The organism is Yoonia sp. F2084L, from assembly GCF_023015625.1.
Taxonomy (GTDB): Bacteria; Pseudomonadota; Alphaproteobacteria; order Rhodobacterales; family Rhodobacteraceae; genus Yoonia.
The window spans coordinates 232,110-255,451 of the sequence record NZ_JALKAH010000003.1; the positions used below are offsets into that span (position 1 = coordinate 232,110).

Annotated in this window: 22 protein-coding genes; 12 read left to right on the top strand and 10 right to left on the bottom strand. The window is 56.3% G+C overall.

The genetic code is table 11. From position 1 onward, the window contains the following. Window positions 1-25: 25 nt before the first annotated feature. The 7 genes from MWU60_RS09805 to MWU60_RS09835 form a co-directional block, all read right to left on the bottom strand. The gene (locus tag MWU60_RS09805; RefSeq protein WP_247227083.1) at window positions 26-388 is read right to left on the bottom strand and encodes a hypothetical protein; all 363 of its coding nucleotides are present in this window, start codon (window positions 386-388) and stop codon (window positions 26-28) included. Window positions 389-469: 81 nt separating this feature from the next. Further along, window positions 470-1,342 carry a dynamin family protein gene (locus MWU60_RS09810; protein ID WP_247227084.1) on the bottom strand — a complete coding sequence of 291 codons (873 nt, stop codon included), beginning with the start codon at window positions 1,340-1,342 and terminating at the stop codon, window positions 470-472. After that, window positions 1,343-3,427, bottom strand: coding sequence for a dynamin family protein (locus tag MWU60_RS09815; RefSeq protein WP_247227085.1), 2,085 nt, complete (start codon window positions 3,425-3,427; stop codon window positions 1,343-1,345). A 160-nt stretch (window positions 3,428-3,587) separates the two neighbouring features. Further along, complete coding sequence (locus MWU60_RS09820) at window positions 3,588-5,120, bottom strand: hypothetical protein (RefSeq protein WP_247227086.1); 1,533 nt, start codon at window positions 5,118-5,120, stop codon at window positions 3,588-3,590. Continuing rightward, window positions 5,120-6,190, bottom strand: coding sequence for a protein phosphatase 2C domain-containing protein (locus MWU60_RS09825; protein ID WP_247227087.1), 1,071 nt, complete (start codon window positions 6,188-6,190; stop codon window positions 5,120-5,122). Before MWU60_RS09825 ends, MWU60_RS09820 begins: the two co-directional genes overlap by 1 nt. Continuing rightward, a complete protein-coding gene (locus MWU60_RS09830) occupies window positions 6,174-7,019 on the bottom strand; it encodes an FHA domain-containing protein (protein WP_247227088.1) in 846 nt (281 codons plus the stop codon). The genes MWU60_RS09825 and MWU60_RS09830 overlap by 17 nt, the downstream gene beginning before the upstream one ends. 54 nt (window positions 7,020-7,073) lie before the next feature. Next, window positions 7,074-9,299: a protein kinase gene (locus MWU60_RS09835; RefSeq protein WP_247227089.1), complete on the bottom strand. Its 2,226-nt coding sequence runs from the start codon at window positions 9,297-9,299 to the stop codon at window positions 7,074-7,076. A gap of 475 nt (window positions 9,300-9,774) precedes the next feature. Between MWU60_RS09835 and MWU60_RS09840 the strand changes: the two genes are divergently transcribed. Further along, window positions 9,775-10,746, top strand: a complete 972-nt coding sequence (locus tag MWU60_RS09840; RefSeq protein ID WP_247227090.1) for a glyceraldehyde 3-phosphate dehydrogenase NAD-binding domain-containing protein — start codon at window positions 9,775-9,777, stop codon at window positions 10,744-10,746. Between the two features lie 15 nt (window positions 10,747-10,761). Here MWU60_RS09840 and MWU60_RS09845 read toward each other — a convergent pair whose 3' ends face one another. Together MWU60_RS09845 and MWU60_RS09850 are read right to left on the bottom strand one after the other, a co-directional pair. Then, window positions 10,762-11,160 carry a VOC family protein gene (locus MWU60_RS09845; RefSeq protein WP_247227091.1) on the bottom strand — a complete coding sequence of 133 codons (399 nt, stop codon included), beginning with the start codon at window positions 11,158-11,160 and terminating at the stop codon, window positions 10,762-10,764. Between the two features lie 53 nt (window positions 11,161-11,213). Then, complete coding sequence (locus MWU60_RS09850; protein ID WP_247227092.1) at window positions 11,214-11,996, bottom strand: helix-turn-helix transcriptional regulator; 783 nt, start codon at window positions 11,994-11,996, stop codon at window positions 11,214-11,216. Window positions 11,997-12,158: 162 nt separating this feature from the next. On the opposite strand from MWU60_RS09850, the gene MWU60_RS09855 reads away from it, so the two are divergent. From MWU60_RS09855 to MWU60_RS09890, 8 genes are all read left to right on the top strand, one after another. After that, window positions 12,159-13,085, top strand: coding sequence for an ABC transporter ATP-binding protein (locus MWU60_RS09855; protein ID WP_247227093.1), 927 nt, complete (start codon window positions 12,159-12,161; stop codon window positions 13,083-13,085). Then, window positions 13,082-13,843, top strand: coding sequence for an ABC transporter permease (locus MWU60_RS09860; RefSeq protein ID WP_247227094.1), 762 nt, complete (start codon window positions 13,082-13,084; stop codon window positions 13,841-13,843). The genes MWU60_RS09855 and MWU60_RS09860 overlap by 4 nt, the downstream gene beginning before the upstream one ends. Window positions 13,844-13,881: 38 nt before the next feature. Beyond that, window positions 13,882-14,676 carry a S49 family peptidase gene (locus MWU60_RS09865; protein WP_247227095.1) on the top strand — a complete coding sequence of 265 codons (795 nt, stop codon included), beginning with the start codon at window positions 13,882-13,884 and terminating at the stop codon, window positions 14,674-14,676. A 160-nt stretch (window positions 14,677-14,836) separates the two neighbouring features. Then, entirely contained in the window at window positions 14,837-15,613 is a 777-nt protein-coding gene (locus tag MWU60_RS09870; RefSeq protein ID WP_247227489.1) for an SDR family oxidoreductase, read from the top strand. A gap of 286 nt (window positions 15,614-15,899) precedes the next feature. Continuing rightward, the gene (gene uvrC, locus MWU60_RS09875) at window positions 15,900-17,768 is read left to right on the top strand and encodes an excinuclease ABC subunit UvrC (RefSeq protein WP_247227097.1); all 1,869 of its coding nucleotides are present in this window, start codon (window positions 15,900-15,902) and stop codon (window positions 17,766-17,768) included. A 392-nt stretch (window positions 17,769-18,160) separates the two neighbouring features. Next, entirely contained in the window at window positions 18,161-18,829 is a 669-nt protein-coding gene (gene pgsA / locus MWU60_RS09880; protein ID WP_247227098.1) for a CDP-diacylglycerol--glycerol-3-phosphate 3-phosphatidyltransferase, read from the top strand. Further along, the gene (gene moaD, locus MWU60_RS09885) at window positions 18,826-19,071 is read left to right on the top strand and encodes a molybdopterin converting factor subunit 1 (RefSeq protein WP_247227099.1); all 246 of its coding nucleotides are present in this window, start codon (window positions 18,826-18,828) and stop codon (window positions 19,069-19,071) included. Before pgsA ends, moaD begins: the two co-directional genes overlap by 4 nt. Continuing rightward, window positions 19,071-19,511, top strand: a complete 441-nt coding sequence (locus MWU60_RS09890) for a molybdenum cofactor biosynthesis protein MoaE (RefSeq protein WP_247227101.1) — start codon at window positions 19,071-19,073, stop codon at window positions 19,509-19,511. The genes moaD and MWU60_RS09890 overlap by 1 nt, the downstream gene beginning before the upstream one ends. Here the strand turns inward: MWU60_RS09890 and MWU60_RS09895 are convergent. Continuing rightward, on the bottom strand, window positions 19,498-20,100 hold the full coding sequence (locus MWU60_RS09895; RefSeq protein WP_247227102.1) for a DNA-3-methyladenine glycosylase I: 603 nt from the start codon (window positions 20,098-20,100) through the stop codon (window positions 19,498-19,500). The genes MWU60_RS09890 and MWU60_RS09895 overlap by 14 nt on opposite strands. Before the next feature lie 67 nt (window positions 20,101-20,167). Here MWU60_RS09895 and MWU60_RS09900 point away from each other — a divergent pair, with 67 nt between their 5' ends. From MWU60_RS09900 to phbB, 3 genes are all read left to right on the top strand, one after another. Then, complete coding sequence (locus MWU60_RS09900; protein ID WP_247227103.1) at window positions 20,168-20,974, top strand: EAL domain-containing protein; 807 nt, start codon at window positions 20,168-20,170, stop codon at window positions 20,972-20,974. Window positions 20,975-21,123: 149 nt separating this feature from the next. Then, window positions 21,124-22,299: an acetyl-CoA C-acetyltransferase gene (locus tag MWU60_RS09905; RefSeq protein WP_247227104.1), complete on the top strand. Its 1,176-nt coding sequence runs from the start codon at window positions 21,124-21,126 to the stop codon at window positions 22,297-22,299. A 70-nt stretch (window positions 22,300-22,369) separates the two neighbouring features. Beyond that, on the top strand, window positions 22,370-23,095 hold the full coding sequence (gene phbB / locus MWU60_RS09910; protein WP_247227105.1) for an acetoacetyl-CoA reductase: 726 nt from the start codon (window positions 22,370-22,372) through the stop codon (window positions 23,093-23,095). Window positions 23,096-23,342 lie beyond the last annotated feature (247 nt).

Below are 23,342 nucleotides of genomic sequence, written 5' to 3' on the forward strand. Positions count from 1 at the left end.
CCTTTTCCCAGCCCTTCGTTTCTATTCATGCACCGCGACTAATGCGGTCTACGCAAGCGCGGGCCTCGGTCACAAAAGCAGCTGCGTCCACCTTTGGATCGCAGATGCAACACAAAACATCATTCGGCTCATCTGCGGCGCGCACAAATGCGCGAAACGCGGACGGGCTGGCCACACAAGCAGCATTGCTTTGTCGCTCACCCAAGGCCGGTTTACCCTTTGCGCCGAACAAAACCGTTGCTTCCCCGCAAAGCGCATCTAACGCTTCGCGCCGCAAATTTGAGTCTGAGTCTGTAATCAGGATCATCTTTGTGGACAAATCAGCAAAGGCCAGCGCACGGCAGCCACTGAACTTGTTGCGCAAAGCATCCAACTCACTACCAACCATATATGGCCTGCTTTTTACTTACGTTTCGCCATGAGTACGGCAAAAGCGAAGATTGTGAAAGCCTACACGGGCTGTTTGATTTTAGGATGACCGCAAAATCTGATCGGTGCTATCCGACGCCACTTGATCTGTACCGGTAGTCGCGCGCGCTGATCTGGGACTATCCGGCGAGCGTTGCACACGACGCGGCACCACAGCTGCGGCTGCAGGGATCGCGGCACTGCTTTCAAAGTTATAAAGCGGCGTATCAGATCGCGCGGCGAGCACGGCGAGCGTTTCGATCATATCAATCAAATGCGCGGTAAATGGTCCTGCACCGCTGGCTTCCCACAGGTCGTGGTCTTCGCCTGCCTGAATGGCCTGCAGCAAGGATACCGGGAAGGTTGCACCAAATTGGCCGCGGGTTTCACGGCTTACGCGCTTGACGACGCGACCGCGGTCCTTTTCATTCGTCAGCTTGTCAAAACGGGTGATCAGCAGGACCGAGTTTTGGCGCACGGGTTCCGGCATATCGTTCCAAACGGCTGCTTCTGATTGCCGCCACGCTTGGGTTGCATGGGTACACCAGATCACGGCGTCCACCTCGGGCAGCATACGTTCCCAGACGTTGGACGACATGTTGGGGTCCGAGATGCCTGGAAAGTCGATCAGATCGCAGACTTCAAGGATATCAGCCTCAACAAACAGACGGATGTAGCGCGTTTGGTCAACCGGGATATCCTCAAGCCGATCAATCGACACAGGCTCTGTCGTGCCATCCACATCCATGCGGTAGGGCGTGTCGCTGCCAGACGAAAGCCAAACCGGCGACAACCGTGTCGCGGTCACCTTTTCAGGCAAGGGGCTGGTGCCCATCACAAGGTTGGACAGCGTACTTTTGCCAGCGCTAAACTCGCCCATCAATGCGATGCGCGGCTTACGTGGCCCGCTTGCCTGTGGTGTATCTGTCGCCATTTATGCCGTTCCTTCTGCGTCAGCCGGAGTGTTGTCGCTGAGCTCTTCAAAGATGTAGTCGAAAAGCTCCTCGCGTTCCTGCTGTGCAGTAATGCCGAAAATGTCTTCTAAATCGTCAACAGCAATTTCGGATTTATTGCCGATATCACTCAGAATCGCGCGCTGCTCGCTGAGGAACTCGCGCAGTTCGCGTTCGGCCTTGGCGCGAATATCGTCCGATTGCCGGACTTTCAGTTCATCCACGATCGGGGCTGTTTCCGCTTCGATCAGGTCATAGAAACCGCTGGCAAACGCGCGATAGCCTTTGCGGCGCTTCCACCAGCCTTTCCACCACGATGTTTGCAGATCAAGCGCGATGGTCTGACCCAGCGAAACCGGGGCCGGAATTTCGGGTGCCGCGGGTGGTGTGATGGTAAAGTTCTCGACATCTACGCCAAAGGCTGAGCGATACGTCTCAGCCAATTCGGTCGCCGCGGCCGCATAAACCTGTTGGCAGGTCGATGACACATTGCGGCGCATCACCTGATAGCTGGTGCGCAGCAGCATGCGCAGGCCGTCAGGGCTGTATTGCCAAATTTCGTCTTCGCCGTTGGTTTCAAGGTGCTGCAACAACGATTCCAATGCGCGATCCAGGAACCGCTTATGTGATTGATCAACCCGCGATCCGAACTGCTGGAATACGACATCCAGCCGGTCGTTGAGGAATTTCAGATTGTCTGCTTCCAGCTTATCAAGATGCTTCGCGAGCGCGCTGCTCGACATCACCTCTACCGTGTCGCCGTCCAGCCGCATCGACACAATCGCGTTCGACGCGCGCACGCCGCCGACCAGGTTCAGCGCGCGCTTGCGTGACGCCGCCAGGATTTCAGCACCGGGCCCCTCCGAGATACGCTCAGACAGCGCCTTGTACAGCTCAGGTACACCAGAGAGGTGCCAGACCAGTTCCTTGGTATCCATGCCAGATGTTTCAGCGCTGAGCGACGCTTCGGCCCAGTTGAACATCGCTTCGGCACTATCGGCAACGATATCTTCGAGGTCTTCCGCCAGCGCCATATTGGCCCAATACGCACTGCCAAAGATCACTTGTGGATTTTCGGGGCCATTGTTGTCAGCCAGCGTTTGCAGAATACTGTCGCGAATTTCAGGGACTTGATCGGCAGGATTGGCCAATTCGTCGATCCGGTTGACGAAGATCACGACTTCGCGCGCTTTCACGTTCGAGATCAGACGGATCAGACCCATATCCATCGAGCTGAGCGCCTGATGGGCAGACAGAACCACAACGCAGATACGGCTGTCGCGCAGCGCGTTGATGGTGATCTGCTCGCGCATCATGAATGTGTCATTCACACCCGGTGTGTCGCGCAGGCAAAGCGGCATCGGGATGGTCTTGGCTTCGAGATATAAATCGGCGGATTTCGTGATGTCCGCAAAACGACCCTGCTGGTCGTCTTCCTCCATATCCTCAAAATCGTCGCCCATGCAGACATAGCGCTGCACCAGCTCGTCAGTCAGCTCGGCATAGTTGTGCTTTTGGCCAAGCAGCAGTTCAAACTTGCGGCCAAGACGCTGCTTGGTCTTTTCGCGCATCTCGGCGATCTGCTGGCGGACTTTTTCCAATTCGTCATCGGCGCCTGCCCGTTCAGACAGTTCACCGATTCGGCCACCGTTCTCAACCAGGTGGTCCCATTCGCCCTGGCTGAAGAACTGGAAGGTCGCTGTTGGCGCATCCTCAGGCAGCGGCGCATTGAGGTGAAGCGAGGTCACAACAGAGGTCCACGGGTTCACATCCGCAGGCAAAAGGTCGGGGCGACCGACCATGGCATTGACCAGAGACGTCTTGCCCGATTTGATCTGACCGATCATCGTAATGCTGGGTTCAAACGCACGTAACTGCTTGATAAGCTTGGCAGCTTTCTTTTCCGCGTCCTGTCCACCCAGTTTGACAACATCGCCGAGTGTCGCCTCTAGATCGGCAACCTCGTCATGAAAGTCATCCAGCTTTTCCAGACCAAGCCGCATGAAAGGGAGGTGCGCTGCCGGGATCTTGTAACCATCCCCTTTTGCCAGCTCTTCCATCTTCATTCCCGTTCGTCCTCAATCATCTCTACACAACACCACTATCAGCAGTTTGTCCTGCCGCCAAATGGGGAGGTTACCACAGTTTTTATTGCCATAACGGAAACAGACCAGAAGGGCAAAACTGTGGCGGAGCAATTACAACTTTTACAAGTGTCACAGCATCTTACGCCGCGAGATCAGCTTGCAGTTCCCGCTTAATCTGGAGCATCAGGCTGACAGCTTCAAGGGCTGCACTGTCTTGTTTTTCCATTTGCATCAATTGCACCAGGTCCGCCGCATCAAAAGCGGTGTCTCTGGCGCGTTGCAGTGACACATCTTCATCATCGCCGTTTTCTTGCAGGTAGTCGCAAAGCCACTGAATGCGCTCAACGGTCATTGCCATGACTTCAGCGGGGGCATCATCACCCTTTTCATCGAAAATCGCTGACAGACCGTGCCCTTGGTCTTCAATCGCGTTGATGACGTGTTGATAGGCTTCTCTGGTGGCTGGCCGAAGAGGCGGGTTCGCAGCAGGTGCTACAACAGCAGGAGCGGCCTCTTTAGGGGCGTCCTCAGGCTCTGGCGATTGTTCAGCCTCAGGTGTGGCTTGCGCTTGGGCAAGCGCTTTCTTCTTGGCTGCCATCTCGCGCAGCCGTGACATGGCGTCCTGACGCGATGCAGGTGGCGGTGCGGCGGGTGCCGGGGGTTTTTGTTCCACGGGTGCTTCGGGTACGACCTCAGGCTCAGGCTCAGGCTCAGGCTCAGGTGCAGTCACCGGCTCAGGTGCCGCTGCAATCTCTGCTTCTGGCTCAGGTTCTACGGCGGGTGGGGCTTCGGCCTGTGCAACCGGCTCGGGCGCAGGTTCAGCTGGTGCTGCCTTGGGGGCATCGGCCAGCAAATCTGCATGCTGATGCAAGAGCACGTCTGCCATATCAACAGCAGATTGCTTGCCTTGATCCACCTGCTTGAGCACTGCAGAAATCAGCGCCGACCCGCCGCTATCGCGCATCATGTCCTTGTCGACGCTTCCATCGGCGCGGCGCGCAGCAATAGCTTGAAGCGTACCGATCGCCAGGACCTGATTGAACTCAGGCTTGGCAAAATTGCGGACGGCCCCAAAAGCGGTTTCCAACAGGCCTTCCGCCTTCAGGATATCCGCGCGGGTCATCATGCAGAATGAGTGATCTTTGACGTTTTCAGGTACAGCGGCCCAAATGTCCTGCTCGGCTTCAACATATCCACGGGTGCACCAAAGGCCGACGTCACATCGTTTGGTCGCCCATTGGGTTGCACGATGCATCGCAGCGGGGTCATCGGGGGCAACGACCTCAAGCACCGAAATCTTGGCGAGTGCAGGCAAGGGCATCTGCATTTCGACGAAGACAGGGGACAAGGCGGAAATCGCGGCAGTGTCTACGCTGTCCAGCGTTTGTTTAGAGCCATCGGGCAGGGTACATATGCTTTGGGGGGTGTCACCATAGGTCAACTGCAGCGTGGGTAGGCGGACACCATCGGGGATGACGTCACTCCCCACCAGCAGGTTCAGCAAGGATGATTTGCCGGATCGGGGCAACCCCATCACGGCAATGCGCACAGGCTGTTGCAGGCGCTCCAGCAGCTTTGCTGCTTTCTCTTGCACAGAACGCGGAAGCAGGCCGCTATCGACGGCCTGCTTAAGCTCGGACTGAACCCGGTTCCCCAGCGATTGATTCGACATTACTTACCTCCGGCGGCAATCTTAGCCGGCGGCGCAGCCGCATCAACCTCCTCTGAAGTGTTTGTGTCGTCGGAAATTTCCACCTTCTTCAGCGGTTTCACCTCTTTGATGACAGTCGGCTCAGTCTTTATTGCCGTGTCAGGTTTTGGTTCCGCTGTCTTGGGTTCAACCTTTGCTGCGACCTTGTCGGTGTCATCAAGCTCGACAACACGGGTCACGGTCTTGGTTGGTGTGTCGAAATGACCAACAGGCTTGGCACGGATCGCGCGGATCACAGGCTTGTTGTGGTTCAGCTTGATCACAGAGAAGGTACAGTTGTCCTGATCGGGATCGGCCAACGTTTCAATCGCTTCCAACAGGTAACCCGCAATCTCTGCCGCCTTTTTGCGGCGATAGCGGTGCAGGATCTTTTGGATCTTGGGATCTTCAAGATATTGCAGACCATCGCTGGACACGACGACGATATCGCCGACCTGCAGCTCGAATGGGGTCTTTGGACAATCGGACTTGGCCACACGATCACCAAGGATCACAGATGTCAGGCAGTTCCGGTCAGGGTGATTTTTGCCAGCCTCTTCGTCCAGCAGACCCTGTTTGACCATAAAGTCGATCTGAGGGGCCATCGAGTGGTCCTCGTTCAACTGCTGCATCTTGCCAGCGCGATAGTGGTAAAGCGGGCTGTCACCGATGGACATCCAATACATCCGGTTCTCGATCAGGACGACCGATACCAATGTTGCACCCATCCCACGTGTTTCGGGATGTGTTTTGACGTGGTCCCGCACATAGCTATTGGCGTTGGACGCGGATTCCGTAAGGAAACGAGGAATCTCTTGTTCGAAATCGGCGAAGTTGGCGCTTTCGAATTTCAGTTCGCTAAAGACTTCGGTGACGACAATCTTACTGGCCACATCACCGGCAGCATGGCCACCCATGCCGTCAGCAAGCACGACCACACCACTGTCCGCCCCAAAAGGGAAGTCAGTGACGATAGCGTCTTCTTGATAGTCTCGTCCGCCCTGACAAATCGCTGATGCGACGTCAAAACGCGGTTCAGGCGATCGCCACATCTTCGTCCTCCTCGGTGGCGCCATCGGTCCAGCTGAAGGTTTGGTTGCATAGGGCAACAAAACGCAGAACTGTTTCACCGATACGAATAAGGTCACCTGTTTTCAGCTGTTCGTTGCTGATCAAAGGCTTGTCATTCAAGCGCACGATATTTGATTTTCCGCCATGACCCAGCAAGAACTCTTTGGTGTCTGCGTCAAAGACGATTGCGGCGTGATTGGTCCGTGAAATTGAGTTGTCGCCAAAATCAAGCTGGATAGCCTGATCTTCGCCGCGGCCGATCTGCGACATGCCAGCCAGCAAGGAGAAGCTTTCGCCACGGCCAGGGCCTTCAGCGACGACGATCCAGCCAACAGGGAACTTCACGTTCTTAGCGGGTACAGCGGCTGGGGCATCGCTAAAGATGTCCACAACGTCACCATCGGATTTTTCAAAACCGATCAAACGGGTTTTTGTCCGGCGGGACCGTGCAGGAGAGCGCGCCGCAGCAGCAGAAGCGGCAGCAGGAGCGGCGGGCGTTTCGGCTTTCGCAGTACCGTCATCTTCCATGTCCCAGATGTTCATGGCCGGGGCAGATGCGGGTGCAGGATCAGCAGCGGGAGCGGATGATTTCTCAAGCTCGACGACGCGTACTTCAGAGGTCACCTTTTCCGGTACAGCTGTCAGAACGTCACTGACGGATGGCCCACCGGGTGTTTTCAGCCCATCGGTTTCGTCAACGATTGAACCAATGGTTTCACGGTATGATTGCTCAAGCGATTCAATACCCTGCGCCCTGCGGTTCGGCTCTTGCTTACGCTTCTTACCAAGGAGATCACGAATGAATTTCATCTTAGCTACCTTCCAATTTACACACGGCAGAGCCCCAGGCCTCGCCGTAATGGTTTACTCCACATCGCCTGAGTAGGCGAGCGATGCGACCCAAAGACTTCCGTCACGCTGCACTGCAAACTGGAACTGATCGGTTCCGTTTTGAAGCTCGCGGTTAAAGATGCCCAACAATGTGTCGCGATCGTTTATAATTTCTGATGTCGGGATGTATGAACGGATCACATCACCGATTTGCAAGGCACCCTCTTGGCCCTCAGGTAGTGCGGTCACCGTCGTAACCCAGTCTGTGCCAGCAAAGACAGTCCGAAACGCGGCACCATTCAGCAAGACGACTTCCTGCACAACGGGCAAAACCCACTGACGGTCGACGACTTCACCCGATGCCGGGTTGAGGGTTTCGAATGTCACCGCGACGGTGGGCGACAATTCTGCCTCAGATGTTTGTGCGCGCAGAACGTCCGAGACATCTGCAATCGCCGAAATCGGTTCGCCGTTGATACCGGTAATCACCAGACCGGGCTGGACCCAAACTGGCGAAATTGGACCAGCTTCTGCGATGATGTTTGATTGCGCGCCTGCCGGTGTAAACGGCAGTTGCACCGACCAGTTCGAGATGATGCCCTCAGAACGGTCAGGCACAAGTTCATTGCCGGGCGTGACAGCTGCAATATCAACCACAGGACCGGCGCCGATTTCAGCTATGGTTGCTGGTGTGTCGGGCAATGTGACATCTGCAGTCTCAGTATCTGCTGCAGGTGGGGTTGCAGGCTGGTTTGGCAGTACAGTGCCAATCACAGGTTCTTCTGTCACCGGACGCGGTGTCGCGACAGGCTCTGGCAGAGGCGTGGGCTCGGGCAGTGCTGCGATTTCAACGCTTTCAGGGCGGACCGCAGGGCGCACAGCTGGTGTTGGTGTGTCATCGGCAGCCGGGCCTTCTACAACAACAGAGGGCTGAACGGCCTCTTGGATCGAAGGCTCAGCTGCTGCCGCAATTTCCGCTGCCAGTTCTTCGGCAACAGTCGGTGCAGGCGCTTCGACGACAGGCTCAACAACCGGTGCGACAGGTTCCACAACAGCGGCAACCTCTTCGGCAGGCTCTGGCGCTGCGATAGGCTCTACCGGTGTTGGGGCGGGTGCCTGCGCGACAACGGGTTCTTCCGCTTGTGCGGTTGGTGCAGTGACAGTGGCATCGTCGCCGCCTGTCATTGTGACGACGCCAACACCGACCAACAGGGCGACAGCGGCAGCAGAGCCCAAAAGCAACGGCATCTTCGACTTTGTAGCGGCTTTTGGAGCAGCAGCGGTCTCTGCGGCGGCACCGCCTGTTACGTTGAGCGGGGTCACATTGCCCAGCTCTCCGTCCATCATCTCGATCCAGTCCTTTGCGGACTGAACGCGATCTTTCGGAAGAACGGCAAGTGCTTTGTCCATCGCGCCAAGGAAGTCAGCGTCATAGTCTGCGAAACGGCCGGACAGCGGAACATAAGGATCAGGGTCACCAGACGCGATGGCGGCCAAACGTGCTTGTGAGTTTGGTGGCACGTCACCTTCGATCAGGTGATAGAAAGATGCAGCCAGCGCATAAAGATCACTGCTTGGGCTTTGCTCGGAACCGGCAATGTAGAATTCCTGCGGGGAATAGCCGTCCTTTACAACGCGCAGCGCAGACAGCACACGGCTTTGCTTCGTGGCCTCTTCACGGGCGGCGCCAAAGTCGATCAGGACGGGGCGGAATTCCTTATTGATCAGAATGTTATCCGGCGAGATATCACGGTGCAGAATACCTTGGTCGTGGATAAACCCAACAGCACCCAGAACCTCTTTCAGGATTGATTTGATCTGCGTTGGTGTCAGACCGTGGTTCGGGTCTTCAATCGTGTCCAACAGATCACGACCCTCGACAAAGTCGAGCGCCATGTAAGCGGTGTCATTGTCTTCAAAAACTTGGTGCACACCCACGATGTTGGGGTGATCAAGCTTGGCAAGGCTGCGGGCCTCTTGCACGAACAGACGCACAATCGATTTTAGCTCATTCTGGTGTGCGCGCGAACGGGCCTGAACCACGTAGCGGCTGCGACGGCAGAATGCGCCGGGGAAACACTCTTTGATAACGATCTTCCGATCGAGGCTGTCCTTCGCAAGATACGTGATGCCGAAACCGCCCGCGTTCAGAAAGCTTTCGATAGTGTACTGACCGTGCATCAGTTTAGTGCCCGGCTTCAGCTCATCAACAAAGCTGTCCTTATCGTCAGTGTTCTCTTTCTCTTGCGGCTTCGCCATCGTTCTACCCAGCTTTCAAACATCAATAACACAACAGAATCCCTGCCGGTCGTCTTCTCTTTGCTCTCATTCAAATTAGGCCAAAAAGTGACGCTAACTTGTTGTTTAGTGGTTCTTAATCAACGTATATGTCGCGCATTGGGGGCTTATCGCGAAACAGTAACCGGCGAAAAATCGCCGATAAAGCTTCATTTTAACTGAAAACATACTGTTTTGTGTTCAGCTTATGTTTGTAACATGCCCCGTGCGCTAACAAACGCCTCAACTTCTTTGATTGGCAGCCATTTGCACAGATTTTCACCGGTGACGCATCGGTTTTGTCCGTCACGATGACTGATTCTTCCCAAGTGAAGCAAAAATGCTGCGCCGATTCTCTTAAGAAGTCGTAAATCGAAATGGGCTGGTCAGCAATCAAACGTCGCTTGTGACCTTGCGTCCAATTGTGCAGCATCTCTGCACAAGTAGGGGACGGTGGATGACACGGGTTTTTATCAACGGCTTTGGTCGGATTGGGCGCACCATGCTGCGCGCGCATGCGTCTGGGGCTTGGCCCGAGATTGAGATCATCGGCATCAATGACATCGCGGCATCCGATCTATGCGCCCATTTGTTCACCTACGACAGCGTGTTTGGTCCTTATCCTGGGCAGGCCGCTTTGGACGGTGACGCTTTGGTCATTGACGGCAAGCGCATCCCGCTGTCGCGCACGGATGATGTCTCAAACCTGGATTTATCCAATGTTGATCTGCTGTTGGAGTGTACGGGGAAGGCCAACGCCCGCGATGTTGCGGAACGTGGCCTGCGCGCGGGCGCTGGGCGTGTTCTGATATCGGGCCCTTCTGCGGCGGCGGACCTGACCATGGTACTTGGCGCAAATGAGGCGGAACTCAAAGACCAGCTGATCGTCTCGAACGCGTCTTGCACGACCAACGCGCTGGCACCCTTGGTCCGGTTGATCGACGACACTTGGGGCTTGCGAACCGGTTGGATGACAACGATCCACTGCTACACCGGAAGCCAACCCAGCATTGACGCGCCACGCGGGGATATGATGCGCAGCCGGGCCGCCGCCTTGTCGATGGTGCCAACGACGACCTCGGCGCAACAACTCCTCAATCAGGTTCTGCCCGATATCGCAGGCCGGATTGAGGCGGCAGCAGTGCGCGTGCCGGTTGCCTCGGTTTCAGCGGTGGACCTGACGGTGACGCTTGAGAAGAGTGCGACTTTGGAAAATGTTCATGCTGTCCTCAGTGCCCAAAGCGGCATCATCGGCTGGACCGATAAACCGCTGGTATCCACCGATCTGCGCGCGCGGCCAGAAAGCCTGATCGTGTCACTGCCAGAAACGCGGGTGACCCAAGGCGGTCTGGTGCGGATCTTTGGTTGGTATGACAACGAATGGGGGTTTTCGTGCCGAATGCTGGATGTGGCGCGGTTGATGGGATGACGCCGCGATGCGCGTCTATTCCCCCGGCTGCGCGATAGGCGAGGCGATCTCGACAAGGCAGCCGTTCAAATCACGCACGTATGATACCGTCTGCCCCCAAGGCTTTTGCTCGGGTGCCGTGACGGGTGAACAGCCTGCCGATACCGCGCGGTCATAAGCGACCGTCACATCATCGGTGACAAAACAAACCTCCCAGCCCGCCGCCACCGCAGCAGGATCATTGGGTAGGATCGCGATCCCATTCATCTCTGCGGTCTCGGTCCCGGCAAAGGCCAGTGCTGTGGCCCCTGTCTCCATCTCGGCATAAAGATTGCTTTCATGCACAAAGCGGCGTTGCAGACCAAAAGCAGTTTCATAAAACGTGACCGTCTTGGGCACGTCGGCGACATAAATGATTGTGTATCCAAGTTTCATACTGCGACAATACCGAGGATGACCAACCGGGTCTTGAATAAATCGGACCTGTTTCAGGCAAAGAGCGTTGGCAACGTCAGATCGTGCGGGACGCATGAGGGGGCAAAACCGCCGTAGCGCCGGAATGCACGCGTCAGGTGGGCATGATCTGCGTAACCCCCCTCAAATGCAGAACCGGTAATGGATTGCCTTGGGTTCTTGATCAGCCGTAGCGCCCGGTGGAACTGGACAAGCTGGGCATAGGTCTTGGGCGTTAGCCCTATGGTAGACCGGAACATCCGGTTCAGATGACGCGGCGTACAGCCGATGAACCGGGCGAGTGCAGCAATGCGGATGCGCCCGCCAGACGCATGAAGCGTATCAATGGCAAGATCAATTTGCGCCGCACCTTGCCACTGCAACTGCGGCAATGCCCCTGCGAGATCATCCGGCGTAATGTCATTGCATCCTAACGCGGCAAGCGCCGGGACGAGCGCATGGGCATCCTGACTCCGTAGAACCCGGTCGGATGCCTGTGTGATCTGATCTTTCCACAATGCCACGCCATTGGCCGGGCGCAGGCGCACGCCCTGCCAACGATCCCCTATGTCATAGGTTACAGTGTAGGCGCGTGTCGCGGGGCCTGTGACAATCGCTACCGGAGCGCCCCGCCGGTGGATGTTATCGCGCAGCATGATATCGCAGCGCCCATCAGGCAGAACGACGCTGCGCCCGGCAGTGCGCGCTGTAAACGACCAATAGGCCTCTACCGCGCGCGAGGCCTTGGGCGTGACAACTGTCTCGTGATATCCGCTTGGAATAGGGATGGGGCCGCCGGTTTTCAGAATGATTGGCATCAACGCTAGACTGCGATGCGCCAGTTGCCAACGCTTGCGTCACCGGATGTCTGTGCGGGAAACCACCGTTGCATATGCGCACATCACATCCTGCATCAATACTGCCTTTCCCTCACTCACATCACGCATTACCTTGGTCCAACCAAACCAAAGGTCTTTCCCATGTCCGCGATCGTTTCTGTGAAGAACCTGCGTAAGTCCTACGCGGGAGGCTTTGAGGCCCTGAAATCAGTGAGCCTTGATATTGAGGATGGCGAAATCCTCGCGCTTCTTGGCCCGAATGGCGCAGGAAAAACAACGCTGATCTCAACCATTTGCGGGATCACTGTGCCTACCTCTGGCAGTATCACAGTGGGTGGTTTTGACACGCAAACCCAATTTCGCGCTGCACGCAGCCTGATCGGGCTGGTCCCCCAAGAGATCAACCTTGAACCGTTTGAGACCGTGATGAATTCGGTCAGCTTTTCGCGCGGGTTGTTCGGCAAGCCGCGCAATGACGCCTATATCGAAGATGTGCTGAAGCAACTGTCCCTGCACGACAAGAAGGACAACAAGATCATGACGCTTTCAGGCGGCATGAAGCGGCGCGTGCTGATCGCCAAAGCACTGAGCCACGAACCGCGCGTTCTGTTCCTTGATGAACCTACCGCGGGCGTCGACGTTGAGTTGCGCAAGGATATGTGGGAGGTCGTGGCCGGGCTGAAAGCCTCTGGCGTGACGATCATTCTAACCACCCATTATATTGAGGAGGCCGAGGCGATTGCCGACCGTGTCGGGGTCATCAACAAGGGTGAAATCCTGCTGGTGCAGGACAAGGCCGACCTGATGGCCCAGATGGGCCAAAAGCAGTTGAAGATCGAACTGGCCGAAGCAACCGCGACGATCCCTGATATGCTCGCTGGCTATGATCTGGAACGCGCTGGTGACGGCATGTCGCTGACCTACAGTTATGACACCAAAGGCGAACGGACCGGCATCACCACGCTGTTGAACGACTTGCAAAAAGCCGGGCTGCAAATGAAAGACATCCAGACCCAACAAAGCAGTCTTGAGGACATCTTTGTCGGCCTTGTAAAGGAAACATCATGAACCTGAACGCTGTTTGGACCATCTATGTCTTTGAAATGCGGCGGTTCTTTCGGACCATCACGCAAAGCCTCGTTTCACCCGTCCTATCGACGTCCCTTTATTTTGTGGTCTTTGGTGCCGCCATCGGTAGCCGCATTCAAGAGGTCGAGGGCGTCAGTTATGGCGCATTCATTGTGCCGGGGCTGATCATGCTTTCCGTCATGACACAGGCCACATCAAACGCCAGTTTCGGGATCTATTTTCCAAAATTCATCGGGACGATCTACGAACTCCTTTCGGCGCCCATCAGCTTTCTTGAGGTGGTCATGGGCTATGTTGGCGCCGCCGCAACCAAAGCACTTTTCATCGGCATCATCATCCTGATCACGGCGTTTTTCTTTGTGGATATCCAGATCGCACATCCCTTCGCGATGATGGCCTTCCTTGTGCTTACCTGCATCAGCTTTTCGCTGCTGGGTTTCATCATCGGCATCTGGGCGGATAACTTTGAAAAGCTGCAATTGATCCCGCTGCTGGTCATCACACCGCTCGTTTTTCTTGGTGGTTCTTTCTATTCGATCACCATGCTGCCCCCCGTCTGGCAAACGATCACGCTCTTTAACCCGGTGGTCTATCTGATCAGCGGTTTTCGCTGGTCGTTCTTTGGCGCGGCGGATGTCGGTATCGGTATCTCGCTTTTTGCGATTGCACTGTTTACGGGCGCTTGCATGGCGATCATCTGGTGGATTTTCCGTACCGGCTGGCGGATCAGACAGTAACCCTTGTGCGCCGCCTTTGAAGGTCTAAGTACATCATCATGAAAAAGTATATTCCCTTCATGAAGTCGGACCCTTTCGTCGCCGTCATTCGGCTGCAAGGTGCCATTGCCAACTCTGGTCGCGGCCTGGACAATCCCGGCCTCGCCCCCGTCATCGAAAAAGCGTTCAGTAAAGGCAAACCTGCCGCTGTCGCGCTTGAAATCAACTGCCCCGGTGGGTCGCCGGTACAGTCATCGCTGATCGCCTCGCGCATCCGGCGCTTGGCTGATGAAAAGAAAATCCCCGTATTTGCTTTTGTCGAAGATGTAGCGGCCTCTGGCGGCTATTGGTTGGCCTGTGCGGCTGATGAAATCTTCATCGACAGCTGCTCGATCACCGGATCAATCGGTGTGATCAGCGCGGGCTTTGGCCTGCCCACCGCGATTGAAAAAATCGGCGTGGAGCGCCGCGTCCATACCGCCGGGAAATCAAAATCCATGATGGACCCGTTCAAGCCGGAAAAGCCTGCTGACGTCAAAAAGCTCAAAGGTTGGTTGGAAGACCTGCACGCGACGTTCATTGACTACGTCAAATCGCGGCGCGGGACGAAACTGTCCGACAATCCGGACCTCTTTACCGGCGAAGTCTACATCGGCCAAAAGGGCGTGGATGAAGGGCTGGCAGATGGCATTGGCCACCTTGCCCCCGTGATGAAAGAACGCTTTGGCGACAAGGTACAATTCCGCCGCTACGGGCAAAAAAAACCATTGCTGGCGCGTTTCGGCGCACAAATCGTGGATGACACAGTTGCGGGCATCGAAGAGCGTGCAGCCTTTGCGAGGTTCGGCCTTTGATCCTCAAAGCGATCTTTTTTTTTCTGGCCTTCATGCTGGTGCTGGCCATGTTCGGGAAATGGCGTTTCCCGGGGCAGGCACGTTTGGCGCAAGCCAAATGTCCCAAATGCCTGCGCTACCGGATCGGTAAGGGTCCGTGCCAATGCGAAAAACCCCGCAAATGAGGGCGCTTGTCACCGGGGCAGGTGCACGGCTTGGTCAGGCGATGGCGCTTTATCTGGGGCAACGCGGCTACGATGTAGCCGTGCACTACGCGGGCTCTGAAGCAGGCGCGCAGGATACCGTGGCCCAGCTCGCAGCGCTGGGTCGTCAGGGCGTGCCATTGCAGGCGGACCTTTTGGATGAGGACGCAACGCAAGCCTTGGTTGGGCGTGCTACAGACGCGCTGGGCGGGCCGCTGACCTGTCTGGTCAACAACGCCTCGATTTTCGAATACGACAACATCGTAACCGGCACGCGAGATAGCTGGGACCGGCACATGGAGTCCAATCTGCGGGCTCCTTTCGTGCTGACGCAAAACTTTGCCGCACAAGTGCCGGAGCCTGACACAGACGAATTAGGCGAGCCTGTCGCAAAGGGCCTCGTGATCAACATGCTCGATCAGCGCATTCACAAACTCACGCCCGAGTTCATGAGCTACACCATCGCCAAGATGGGTCTTTGGGCGATGACACGGACGACAGCACAGGCGCTGGCCCCCCGCGTGCGTGTAAATGGCATTGGGCCGGGGCCGACATTGCAGGGGCATCGGCAAAGCAAAGATCACTTTGACAAGCAGCGCGCGGCGACCGTATTGGAACGCGGGGCAAACCCGTCTGACATCACCGCAGCACTGGGTTATTTCCTTGATGCTCCGGCCGTTACAGGCCAAATGATCGCCGTGGATGGGGGTCAGCACTTGGCATGGGAAACGCCCGACGTACTGGGTGTTGAGTAGACCTTACGGAAAGTTGTACACGCCACCTGACAGTCAGTCACGAAACCGTCACAAAGAGCCTACTTTTCAAGGTGTTAACTAAATCGTAATAATAATACGTAGACTTTTCAGTGACTTAATAAACTGCCTATTTTTTAGGCAAATTAACGAAACCAGCCAAATACAACGAAAAAATCGACCTCGCCGGGATTAACCCACTGAGTTATCCACAGAAACAGTGGATGCCTTTTCTCTTGTCCCCGGGACGTTACCATTGCAGCCGAATGAGAATCACAAAGACACTTTCATGACCGAGCAACCGAGCAAAGCAACCAAGACAGGATACGACGTGATCCATGGGTATTTGCGCACCTTGGATAGCTCTCCGGGCGTGTACCGCATGCTCGATGCTGATAGCCGCGTTCTTTATGTTGGTAAGGCGCGCAACCTAAAGGCGCGTGTTTCGAATTATTCCCGCCCCGGCCAACACTCACCACGCATCACCCGTATGATCCGCGAAACCGCGTCGATGATGTTCCTGACAACGCGCACGGAGACCGAAGCGCTGTTGCTTGAACAAAATCTGATCAAGCAGTTGAAACCGCGCTACAATGTCCTGCTGCGCGACGACAAATCCTTTCCCAACATTCTGGTCGCCAAAGATCACGCTTTTCCGATGATCAAGAAGCATCGGGGCGCGAAGAAACAACAGGGCAATTACTATGGCCCCTTCGCCGGTGCCGGTGCCGTCAACCGGACGCTTAATCAACTGCAACGGGTCTTTTTGCTGCGCAATTGTTCCGACAGCGATTTCGAAACCCGCACCCGTCCTTGCCTACAATATCAGATCAAACGCTGCTCTGGTCCGTGCTGTGGATTGATTGCGGAAGCGGATTACGACGCATCGGTGCGCGATGCCGAGAAATTCCTGCAAGGTCGCACCAAAGGTATTCAGGAAGCGCTTGCCAAACAGATGCAGGACGCCAGCGCTGCAATGGAATTCGAGCGTGCCGCCGCTCTGCGCGACCGGATCAAGGCGCTGACCCAAGTGCAATCCGCCCAAGGCATCAACCCGCAAAGCACCGCCGAGGCTGATGTGATCGCCCTGCACCGCGACGGCGGGCAAGCCTGCGTGCAGGTCTTTTTCATCCGCGCGAACCAGAACTGGGGCAATCACGATTATTACCCCCGCATCAGCGGCGACGAAGACTTGTCGGAAGTGATGGAGGCTTTCGTCGGCCAGTTCTATTCCAACCGCGAACCGCCCCGCATGCTGATCCTGTCGCATGGCCTCGATAACGACGATCTAATGGCCGATGCGCTGGCCGAGAAAGCCGAGCGCAAAGTCGAGATCATCGTTCCCCAGCGTGGCGAAAAGGCGGAGCTGGTGCAAAACGCTCTGCGCAATGCCCGCGAAAGCCTGGCGCGGAAGATGTCTGAAACTGCCACGCAGGCCCGCCTGTTGAAAGGCGTGGCTGAGGCATTTGATATGGAAAAGGTGCCCCAGCGGATCGAGGTCTACGACAACTCCCACATCCAAGGCGCGCATGCCGTCGGCGCGATGGTGGTGGCTGGGCCCGATGGGTTCGACAAAAACCAATACCGCAAGTTCAACATCAAAGACGACAGCCTGACCCCCGGCGATGACTTCGGCATGATGAAAGAGGTGCTGACCCGCCGCTTCCAACGCCTGCTGAAAGAAGACCCTGAACGGACGCAAGGTACCTGGCCCGACCTCTTGCTGATCGACGGCGGACAAGGGCAGGTAAGTGCCGTGCGCGAGATCATGGATGACCTTGGTGTCAGTGACATTCCGATGGTCGGTGTCGCCAAGGGCGAAGACCGCGACGCTGGGAAAGAGGAGTTCCACCGTACCGGCAAACCGGTCATGGCGCTACGGCACAACGACCCTGTGCTCTATTTCATTCAACGGATGCGTGATGAGGTGCACCGCTTTGCCATCGGCACACACCGCGCGAAACGGTCCAAGGCAATTGGGGCAACGCCTTTGGACGATGTGCCCGGCGTGGGGTCGACACGAAAGCGGGCATTGCTGGCCCATTTTGGCTCTGCGAAAGCAGTGGCGCGGGCGAACCTTGCGGATCTGAAAGCAGTGGACGGGGTGTCTGCGAAGCTTGCGCAGACGGTCTATGACTACTTCCACGAGAATGGCTAACGTGAAACACCGCCCTGCGCGGATGATTTGACGCAGGACAACGACTTTCATGCGGACGTGGCTGGCACTTAAGATGACGACCTGGTTGGCACTGATCCTCAGGCGCTGCAACGCATACTCAGAGTTTTGTAGGACTTGGTCGCTGGTGGCCTGATCCTCGCGTTCGCTATTGGTTCAGGCCGCATTGCGTTGCCACTGGCAGCGCGAGGATGCGCCGTGGCCGGGAGGGAATTGCAGTAGCGCTGGGCGGTTTGGAACAAGTTACCCAGTGACCGGCACAGCGCAAAACATATCAGCATTTGGCGAAAGCCCGTCTTATCGACTTGGCCACCGTAAGGTGCGATGACGAAGGCCACTGGCATCCGCCCTTCAGCCGCGCTACCACTATCCCTATGACGCTGAACCTGCCAAATACCCTGACCATCCTGCGGCTTGCTGCAGCACCCGGAGTCGTGGTGATGTTTTTGTATTTTGCGCGGCCCTGGGCGGATTGGTTTGCGCTGATTCTTTTCGTTGTTGCGGCCTTCACCGATTTTCTGGATGGCTATCTGGCGCGTGCATGGAAGCAGGAAAGCAAACTCGGCGCGATGCTGGACCCGATCGCAGACAAGGCGATGGTAATTATAGCACTGGTCGTGATCACGGGCTTTTCAGGTATGAACCCATGGATTTTGCTGCCAGCGACGATCATCATTTTCCGCGAAGTTTTTGTCTCTGGCTTGCGAGAATTTTTGGGCGACACGGCGGGCACCCTGAAAGTCACGAACCTCGCCAAATGGAAGACGACCGCGCAGATGGTCGCGATTTCCATGCTGTTTGCGACCGGCGCGTTCGAGCATTACTTTGGGATGCAGTCACTCGCCATGACCTCCGAAATGGTCGAAGAGGCGATTTCAGGCACCGGCCCGGATGAGTTGGGTCTGTGGTGGAAATATCAGGGCATGGTCGTCAGTTGGTGGGGTGGCATCATTATGCTGTGGATCGCAGCCCTTCTCACCCTTGTGACGGGCTGGGATTACTTCAATAAATCGCGGCCATATCTGAAGGATACGAACGCATGAATGTTGTTTATTTCGCATGGGTGCGCGAACGGATCGGCCTGCCACAAGAAACGGTGCAAACCGATGCTGCCACCGTCAATGACCTGATCGCTGAGCTGAAATCACGTGAAGAACGCTATGCAGCCGCTTTCGCTGATACCAGTGCGCTGCGCGTTGCTCTTGATCAGGAACTATCGGATTTTGATGCGCCCCTTGCTGGCGTTACAGAAGTGGCGTTCTTCCCGCCAATGACAGGTGGCTGATGACCGTTCGCGTACAGGCAGAGCCCGTTGACGCCGGCGCAGAGCTGAACGGTTTTGCGCAAGACCGCCACGATGTCGGTGCGGTCGTTAGTTTTACCGGCGTTGTGCGGGATACCCAAGGCGACCTGCAGGAAATGCTGATCGAGCATTACCCCGGCATGACGGAAAGTGCGATTACCAAGATCGCAGATGAGGCTGTGACGCGGTGGGATCTGGCGGATGTGCTTGTCATTCACCGCTACGGTCCGCTGAAACCCGGCACGCCCATTATGATGGTCGCAACGGCCGCAGCGCACCGCGCAGCCGCATTTGAGGCCGCAGATTTCCTGATGGATTACCTGAAGTCCCGTGCGCCTTTTTGGAAGAAGGAAGTGACCTCCAAGGGTGCCGCATGGGTCGCAGCCAAAGATGCGGACGAAGACGCGCTTAAACGGTGGTAGGCCAAACCTCGCCCGGATCGCGGGCCAAGTCAGCACAGGGTGCGTGACGTGGGCAGGTCGTCAAGTGGTTGTTGATCAACCCCGTCGCCTCCATGAAGGCATAGACGATCGTCGGCCCACAGAACCGGAAACCCGCTTTCTTGAGGTCCTTTGAAATCTGTGCCGACAGCGGCGTCTGCGTCGGGATCAATGCGCGGTCGGCATGGACCGTTTGCAATGGCACCCCGTCAATGTAGTTCCACAAAAACCGGTCAAAGCCTTCGCGGGCTTCAATTTCTTGCCACGCGCGGGCATTGCCGATGGTTGCTGCGATCTTGCCTCGGTGGCGGATGATGCCTGCATCACCCAGCAGGCGCTCAACATCCACATCGGTCCATTCTGCAATCACGTTTGGGTCAAATCCTTCAAAGGCCGCGCGGAAATTCTCGCGTTTCTTGAGAATCGTGATCCATGACAACCCGGCCTGAAATCCATCCAGGATTAGCTTTTCCCAAAGGGTACGGCTGTCATACTCTGGTACGCCCCATTCGGTGTCGTGATAGTCGATGTAAATCTGTTCAGGCCCGGCCCATCCGCATCGCTCACTCATCTGCCTGTCCTTAACCTGCTGTTAGCTGCCGTGGGGCATCTTGGCGGGATCAGTATGGAGCGCCAAGATGCAAAACACCACGCTCAGCCGTGCGGAAGTTGACGAGCAATCGCTCGTTGATCCCTTGATCTATGCTATGGCCAGCCGTGATGCGGATATCACAAAACTGGTACGTGATGCCTTGTCGGCAGGGCGGGCACAACTGGCGTTTCATCCGGTGGTTACGGCAGACCGGGACAATATGGTCGCGTTTCACGAAGGGCTCGTGCGGCTGTCTGATGAAGGGGGACGGATTATTCCCGCTGCGCATTTCATGCCATTGATCGAAGAGACGGAATTGGGGCGGCAAATTGATTGCCTGACGCTGGAACTCGCCTTGCATCAGTTGCGGAAAAACCCTGAACTGCGGCTATCCGTGAACCTCTCTGCGCGGTCTATCGGAGACGGGGAATGGCGGCGCACATTGGACAAGGGTCTGCTGGACCGCAATCTGCTGGGCGACAGGCTTATCTTTGAAATCAGCGAAACCTCTGCGATGATGCTGCATGAAAACGTCATTCGCTTCATGAGCGAGATGCAGCCCCAAGGTGTTGGTTTTGCGCTTGATGGGTTTGGGGCCGGTTTCACCGCATTCCGGCATTTGAAATCATTTTTCTTCGATCTGGTGAAGATCGACAAAAGCTTTGTGCGCGGCATTGACCGCGATCCCGATAATCAGGTCCTGACCGAGGCGCTGATCACTGTGGCGCATCAGTTTGAAATGTTCGCCGTCGCCGATGGAGTGGAAACCGCGGAAGAAGCCGCCTTTCTTAACACCCTCGGCGTGGACTGCATGCAAGGCTATCACTTCGGGGTTCCGTCACTTACCCTGTGACGGGTTGCGCCGGGCGCATAGGGGCTTTGATTTGCCCTACGTCAACTTTCCCCCTAACCAGCGCCCGCAAATGACACTTGGGATTGTCTTGCACCTGATACGTGTAGATGGCACCTTCTTGTCCGAGGATAAACTGAAGGGGACCACCTATGACCAACGTCGTTATCGCATCTGCCGCACGCACAGCCGTGGGCAGTTTTGGCGGATCATTCGCCACCACACCCGCCCATGATCTGGGTGCCGCCGTTCTGGAGGCCGTCGTTGAACGCGCGGGCGTCGATAAATCGGAAGTGAGCGAAACGATCCTCGGTCAGGTTCTGACAGCCGCCCAAGGCCAAAACCCGGCGCGTCAGGCGCACATAAATGCGGGCCTCCCACAAGAATCAGCCGCATGGGGCATCAACCAGGTTTGTGGGTCCGGCCTGCGCGCTGTCGCACTTGGCGCACAGCACATCCAACTGGGTGATGCATCTATCGTCGCTGCTGGTGGTCAGGAAAACATGACGCTGTCCACACATGCCGCACACCTGCGTGCCGGTCAGAAAATGGGCGATATGAAGTATATCGACACCATGATCCGCGATGGTCTTTGGGATGCTTTCAACAATTACCACATGGGCCAAACTGCTGAAAACGTGGCAGAAAAGTTCCAGATCACACGCGATATGCAAGACGAATTTGCCGTTGCTTCACAAAACAAAGCCGAAGCCGCCCAGAAGGCTGGCCGCTTCGACGATGAAATCGCAGCCTACACCGTGAAGACACGCAAGGGCGACATCGTGGTCGATAAAGACGAATACATCCGCCACGGCGCGACCATGGAAGCGATGCAAAAACTGCGGCCTGCATTTACCAAGGACGGTTCCGTCACAGCCGCCAACGCGTCGGGTCTGAACGACGGCGCGGCAGCGACTTTGTTGATGTCTGCGGATGAAGCTGAAAAGCGCGGGATCGAACCGCTCGCCCGTATCGCATCCTACGCCACAGCCGGTCTTGATCCGTCCATTATGGGCGTCGGTCCGATCTATGCATCGCAAAAAGCGCTGGATAAAGCAGGATGGTCTGTTGGCGATCTGGACCTTGTTGAAGCGAACGAAGCCTTCGCCGCACAGGCCTGTGCCGTAAACAAGGAAATGGGCTGGGACCCGGAAATCGTCAACGTGAACGGCGGCGCCATCGCAATTGGCCACCCCATTGGTGCGTCCGGTTGTCGCGTGCTGAACACGCTTTTGTTCGAAATGAAGCGCCGCGATGCCAAAAAAGGCCTCGCCACTTTGTGCATCGGCGGCGGCATGGGCGTAGCACTTTGCGTTGAACGCCCCTGATCCAGATCAAGGCGGCGCGATGCAGCGCCGCCTACACCCCAATCAATTGAACACCTGAGGAGGAATTATTATGGGACGTGTCGCACTCGTCACGGGCGGCTCGCGCGGAATTGGCGCAGCTATTTCAACAGCATTGAAGGACATGGGATGCAGCGTTGCTGCCACTTATGCGGGCAACGATGAAAAGGCAGCAGCCTTTACCGCGGAAACCGGCATCAAGACCTACAAATGGGACGTAGGTAACTACGACGCCTGCAAGGACGGTATCGCCCAGATCGAAGCAGACCTTGGCCCGGTTGAGATCTTGGTGAACAACGCCGGCATCACCCGCGACGCCCCATTCCACAAGATGACACCACAGCAGTGGCACGAATGCATCGACACCAACCTGAACGGCGTCTTCAACATGACGCACAATGTCTGGGGCGGCATGCGCGAACGTAAATTTGGCCGCATCGTCACGATTTCTTCGATCAACGGACAGAAAGGCCAGTTCGCCCAAGCGAACTATGCCGCGACGAAAGCAGGCGACATCGGCTTTACCAAGTCGCTGGCGCAAGAAGGCGCGCGCGCTGGCATCACTGTCAACATCGTGGCCCCCGGCTACATCAACACCGAGATGATGAGCACGATCCCTGAAAAGGTCATGAACGAAGTCATCCTGCCACAAATTCCGGTTGGCCGCCTTGGCGAAGCCTCTGAAATTGCGCGCGCTGTATGCTTCCTTGCATCTGACGATGCAGGTTTTGTGACGGGCTCTACCCTGTCCGCAAACGGCGGTCAGTATCTGGCCTAAGCCAAGCGACAGACCAAAAAATAAGGGCCACGCTGATCAGGCGTGGCCCATTTTCGTTCGGATGCATTGCAGCATCCGGAGCGAAATAAAGAATTACTTGCGGCGTGTGAACCAACGAACTGCGTTGCGCAGTGCTTCTGCACGTTTCTGGTGCGCGCGTTGGATACCTTCACGAATGCGGGGGCTTGTTGTTGTCTCGTACATGGTGCGTTCCTTCGATGTGTCTTTGTTTGTCTTGATGTCCCTA

Bases quoted from the DNA above. Each gene is read 5' to 3' on its own strand.
- MWU60_RS09805 (WP_247227083.1), bottom strand. From the start codon at position 388: ATGGTTGGTAGTGAGTTGGATGCTTTGCGCAACAAGTTCAGTGGCTGC.
- MWU60_RS09810 (WP_247227084.1), bottom strand. From the start codon at position 1,342: ATGGCGACAGATACACCACAGGCAAGCGGGCCACGTAAGCCGCGCATC.
- MWU60_RS09815 (WP_247227085.1), bottom strand. From the start codon at position 3,427: ATGAAGATGGAAGAGCTGGCAAAAGGGGATGGTTACAAGATCCCGGCA.
- MWU60_RS09820 (WP_247227086.1), bottom strand. From the start codon at position 5,120: ATGTCGAATCAATCGCTGGGGAACCGGGTTCAGTCCGAGCTTAAGCAG.
- MWU60_RS09825 (WP_247227087.1), bottom strand. From the start codon at position 6,190: ATGTGGCGATCGCCTGAACCGCGTTTTGACGTCGCATCAGCGATTTGT.
- MWU60_RS09830 (WP_247227088.1), bottom strand. From the start codon at position 7,019: ATGAAATTCATTCGTGATCTCCTTGGTAAGAAGCGTAAGCAAGAGCCG.
- MWU60_RS09835 (WP_247227089.1), bottom strand. From the start codon at position 9,299: ATGGCGAAGCCGCAAGAGAAAGAGAACACTGACGATAAGGACAGCTTT.
- MWU60_RS09840 (WP_247227090.1), top strand. From the start codon at position 9,775: ATGACACGGGTTTTTATCAACGGCTTTGGTCGGATTGGGCGCACCATG.
- MWU60_RS09845 (WP_247227091.1), bottom strand. From the start codon at position 11,160: ATGAAACTTGGATACACAATCATTTATGTCGCCGACGTGCCCAAGACG.
- MWU60_RS09850 (WP_247227092.1), bottom strand. From the start codon at position 11,996: ATGCCAATCATTCTGAAAACCGGCGGCCCCATCCCTATTCCAAGCGGA.
- MWU60_RS09855 (WP_247227093.1), top strand. From the start codon at position 12,159: ATGTCCGCGATCGTTTCTGTGAAGAACCTGCGTAAGTCCTACGCGGGA.
- MWU60_RS09860 (WP_247227094.1), top strand. From the start codon at position 13,082: ATGAACCTGAACGCTGTTTGGACCATCTATGTCTTTGAAATGCGGCGG.
- MWU60_RS09865 (WP_247227095.1), top strand. From the start codon at position 13,882: ATGAAAAAGTATATTCCCTTCATGAAGTCGGACCCTTTCGTCGCCGTC.
- MWU60_RS09870 (WP_247227489.1), top strand. From the start codon at position 14,837: ATGAGGGCGCTTGTCACCGGGGCAGGTGCACGGCTTGGTCAGGCGATG.
- uvrC (WP_247227097.1), top strand. From the start codon at position 15,900: ATGACCGAGCAACCGAGCAAAGCAACCAAGACAGGATACGACGTGATC.
- pgsA (WP_247227098.1), top strand. From the start codon at position 18,161: ATGACGCTGAACCTGCCAAATACCCTGACCATCCTGCGGCTTGCTGCA.
- moaD (WP_247227099.1), top strand. From the start codon at position 18,826: ATGAATGTTGTTTATTTCGCATGGGTGCGCGAACGGATCGGCCTGCCA.
- MWU60_RS09890 (WP_247227101.1), top strand. From the start codon at position 19,071: ATGACCGTTCGCGTACAGGCAGAGCCCGTTGACGCCGGCGCAGAGCTG.
- MWU60_RS09895 (WP_247227102.1), bottom strand. From the start codon at position 20,100: ATGAGTGAGCGATGCGGATGGGCCGGGCCTGAACAGATTTACATCGAC.
- MWU60_RS09900 (WP_247227103.1), top strand. From the start codon at position 20,168: ATGCAAAACACCACGCTCAGCCGTGCGGAAGTTGACGAGCAATCGCTC.
- MWU60_RS09905 (WP_247227104.1), top strand. From the start codon at position 21,124: ATGACCAACGTCGTTATCGCATCTGCCGCACGCACAGCCGTGGGCAGT.
- phbB (WP_247227105.1), top strand. From the start codon at position 22,370: ATGGGACGTGTCGCACTCGTCACGGGCGGCTCGCGCGGAATTGGCGCA.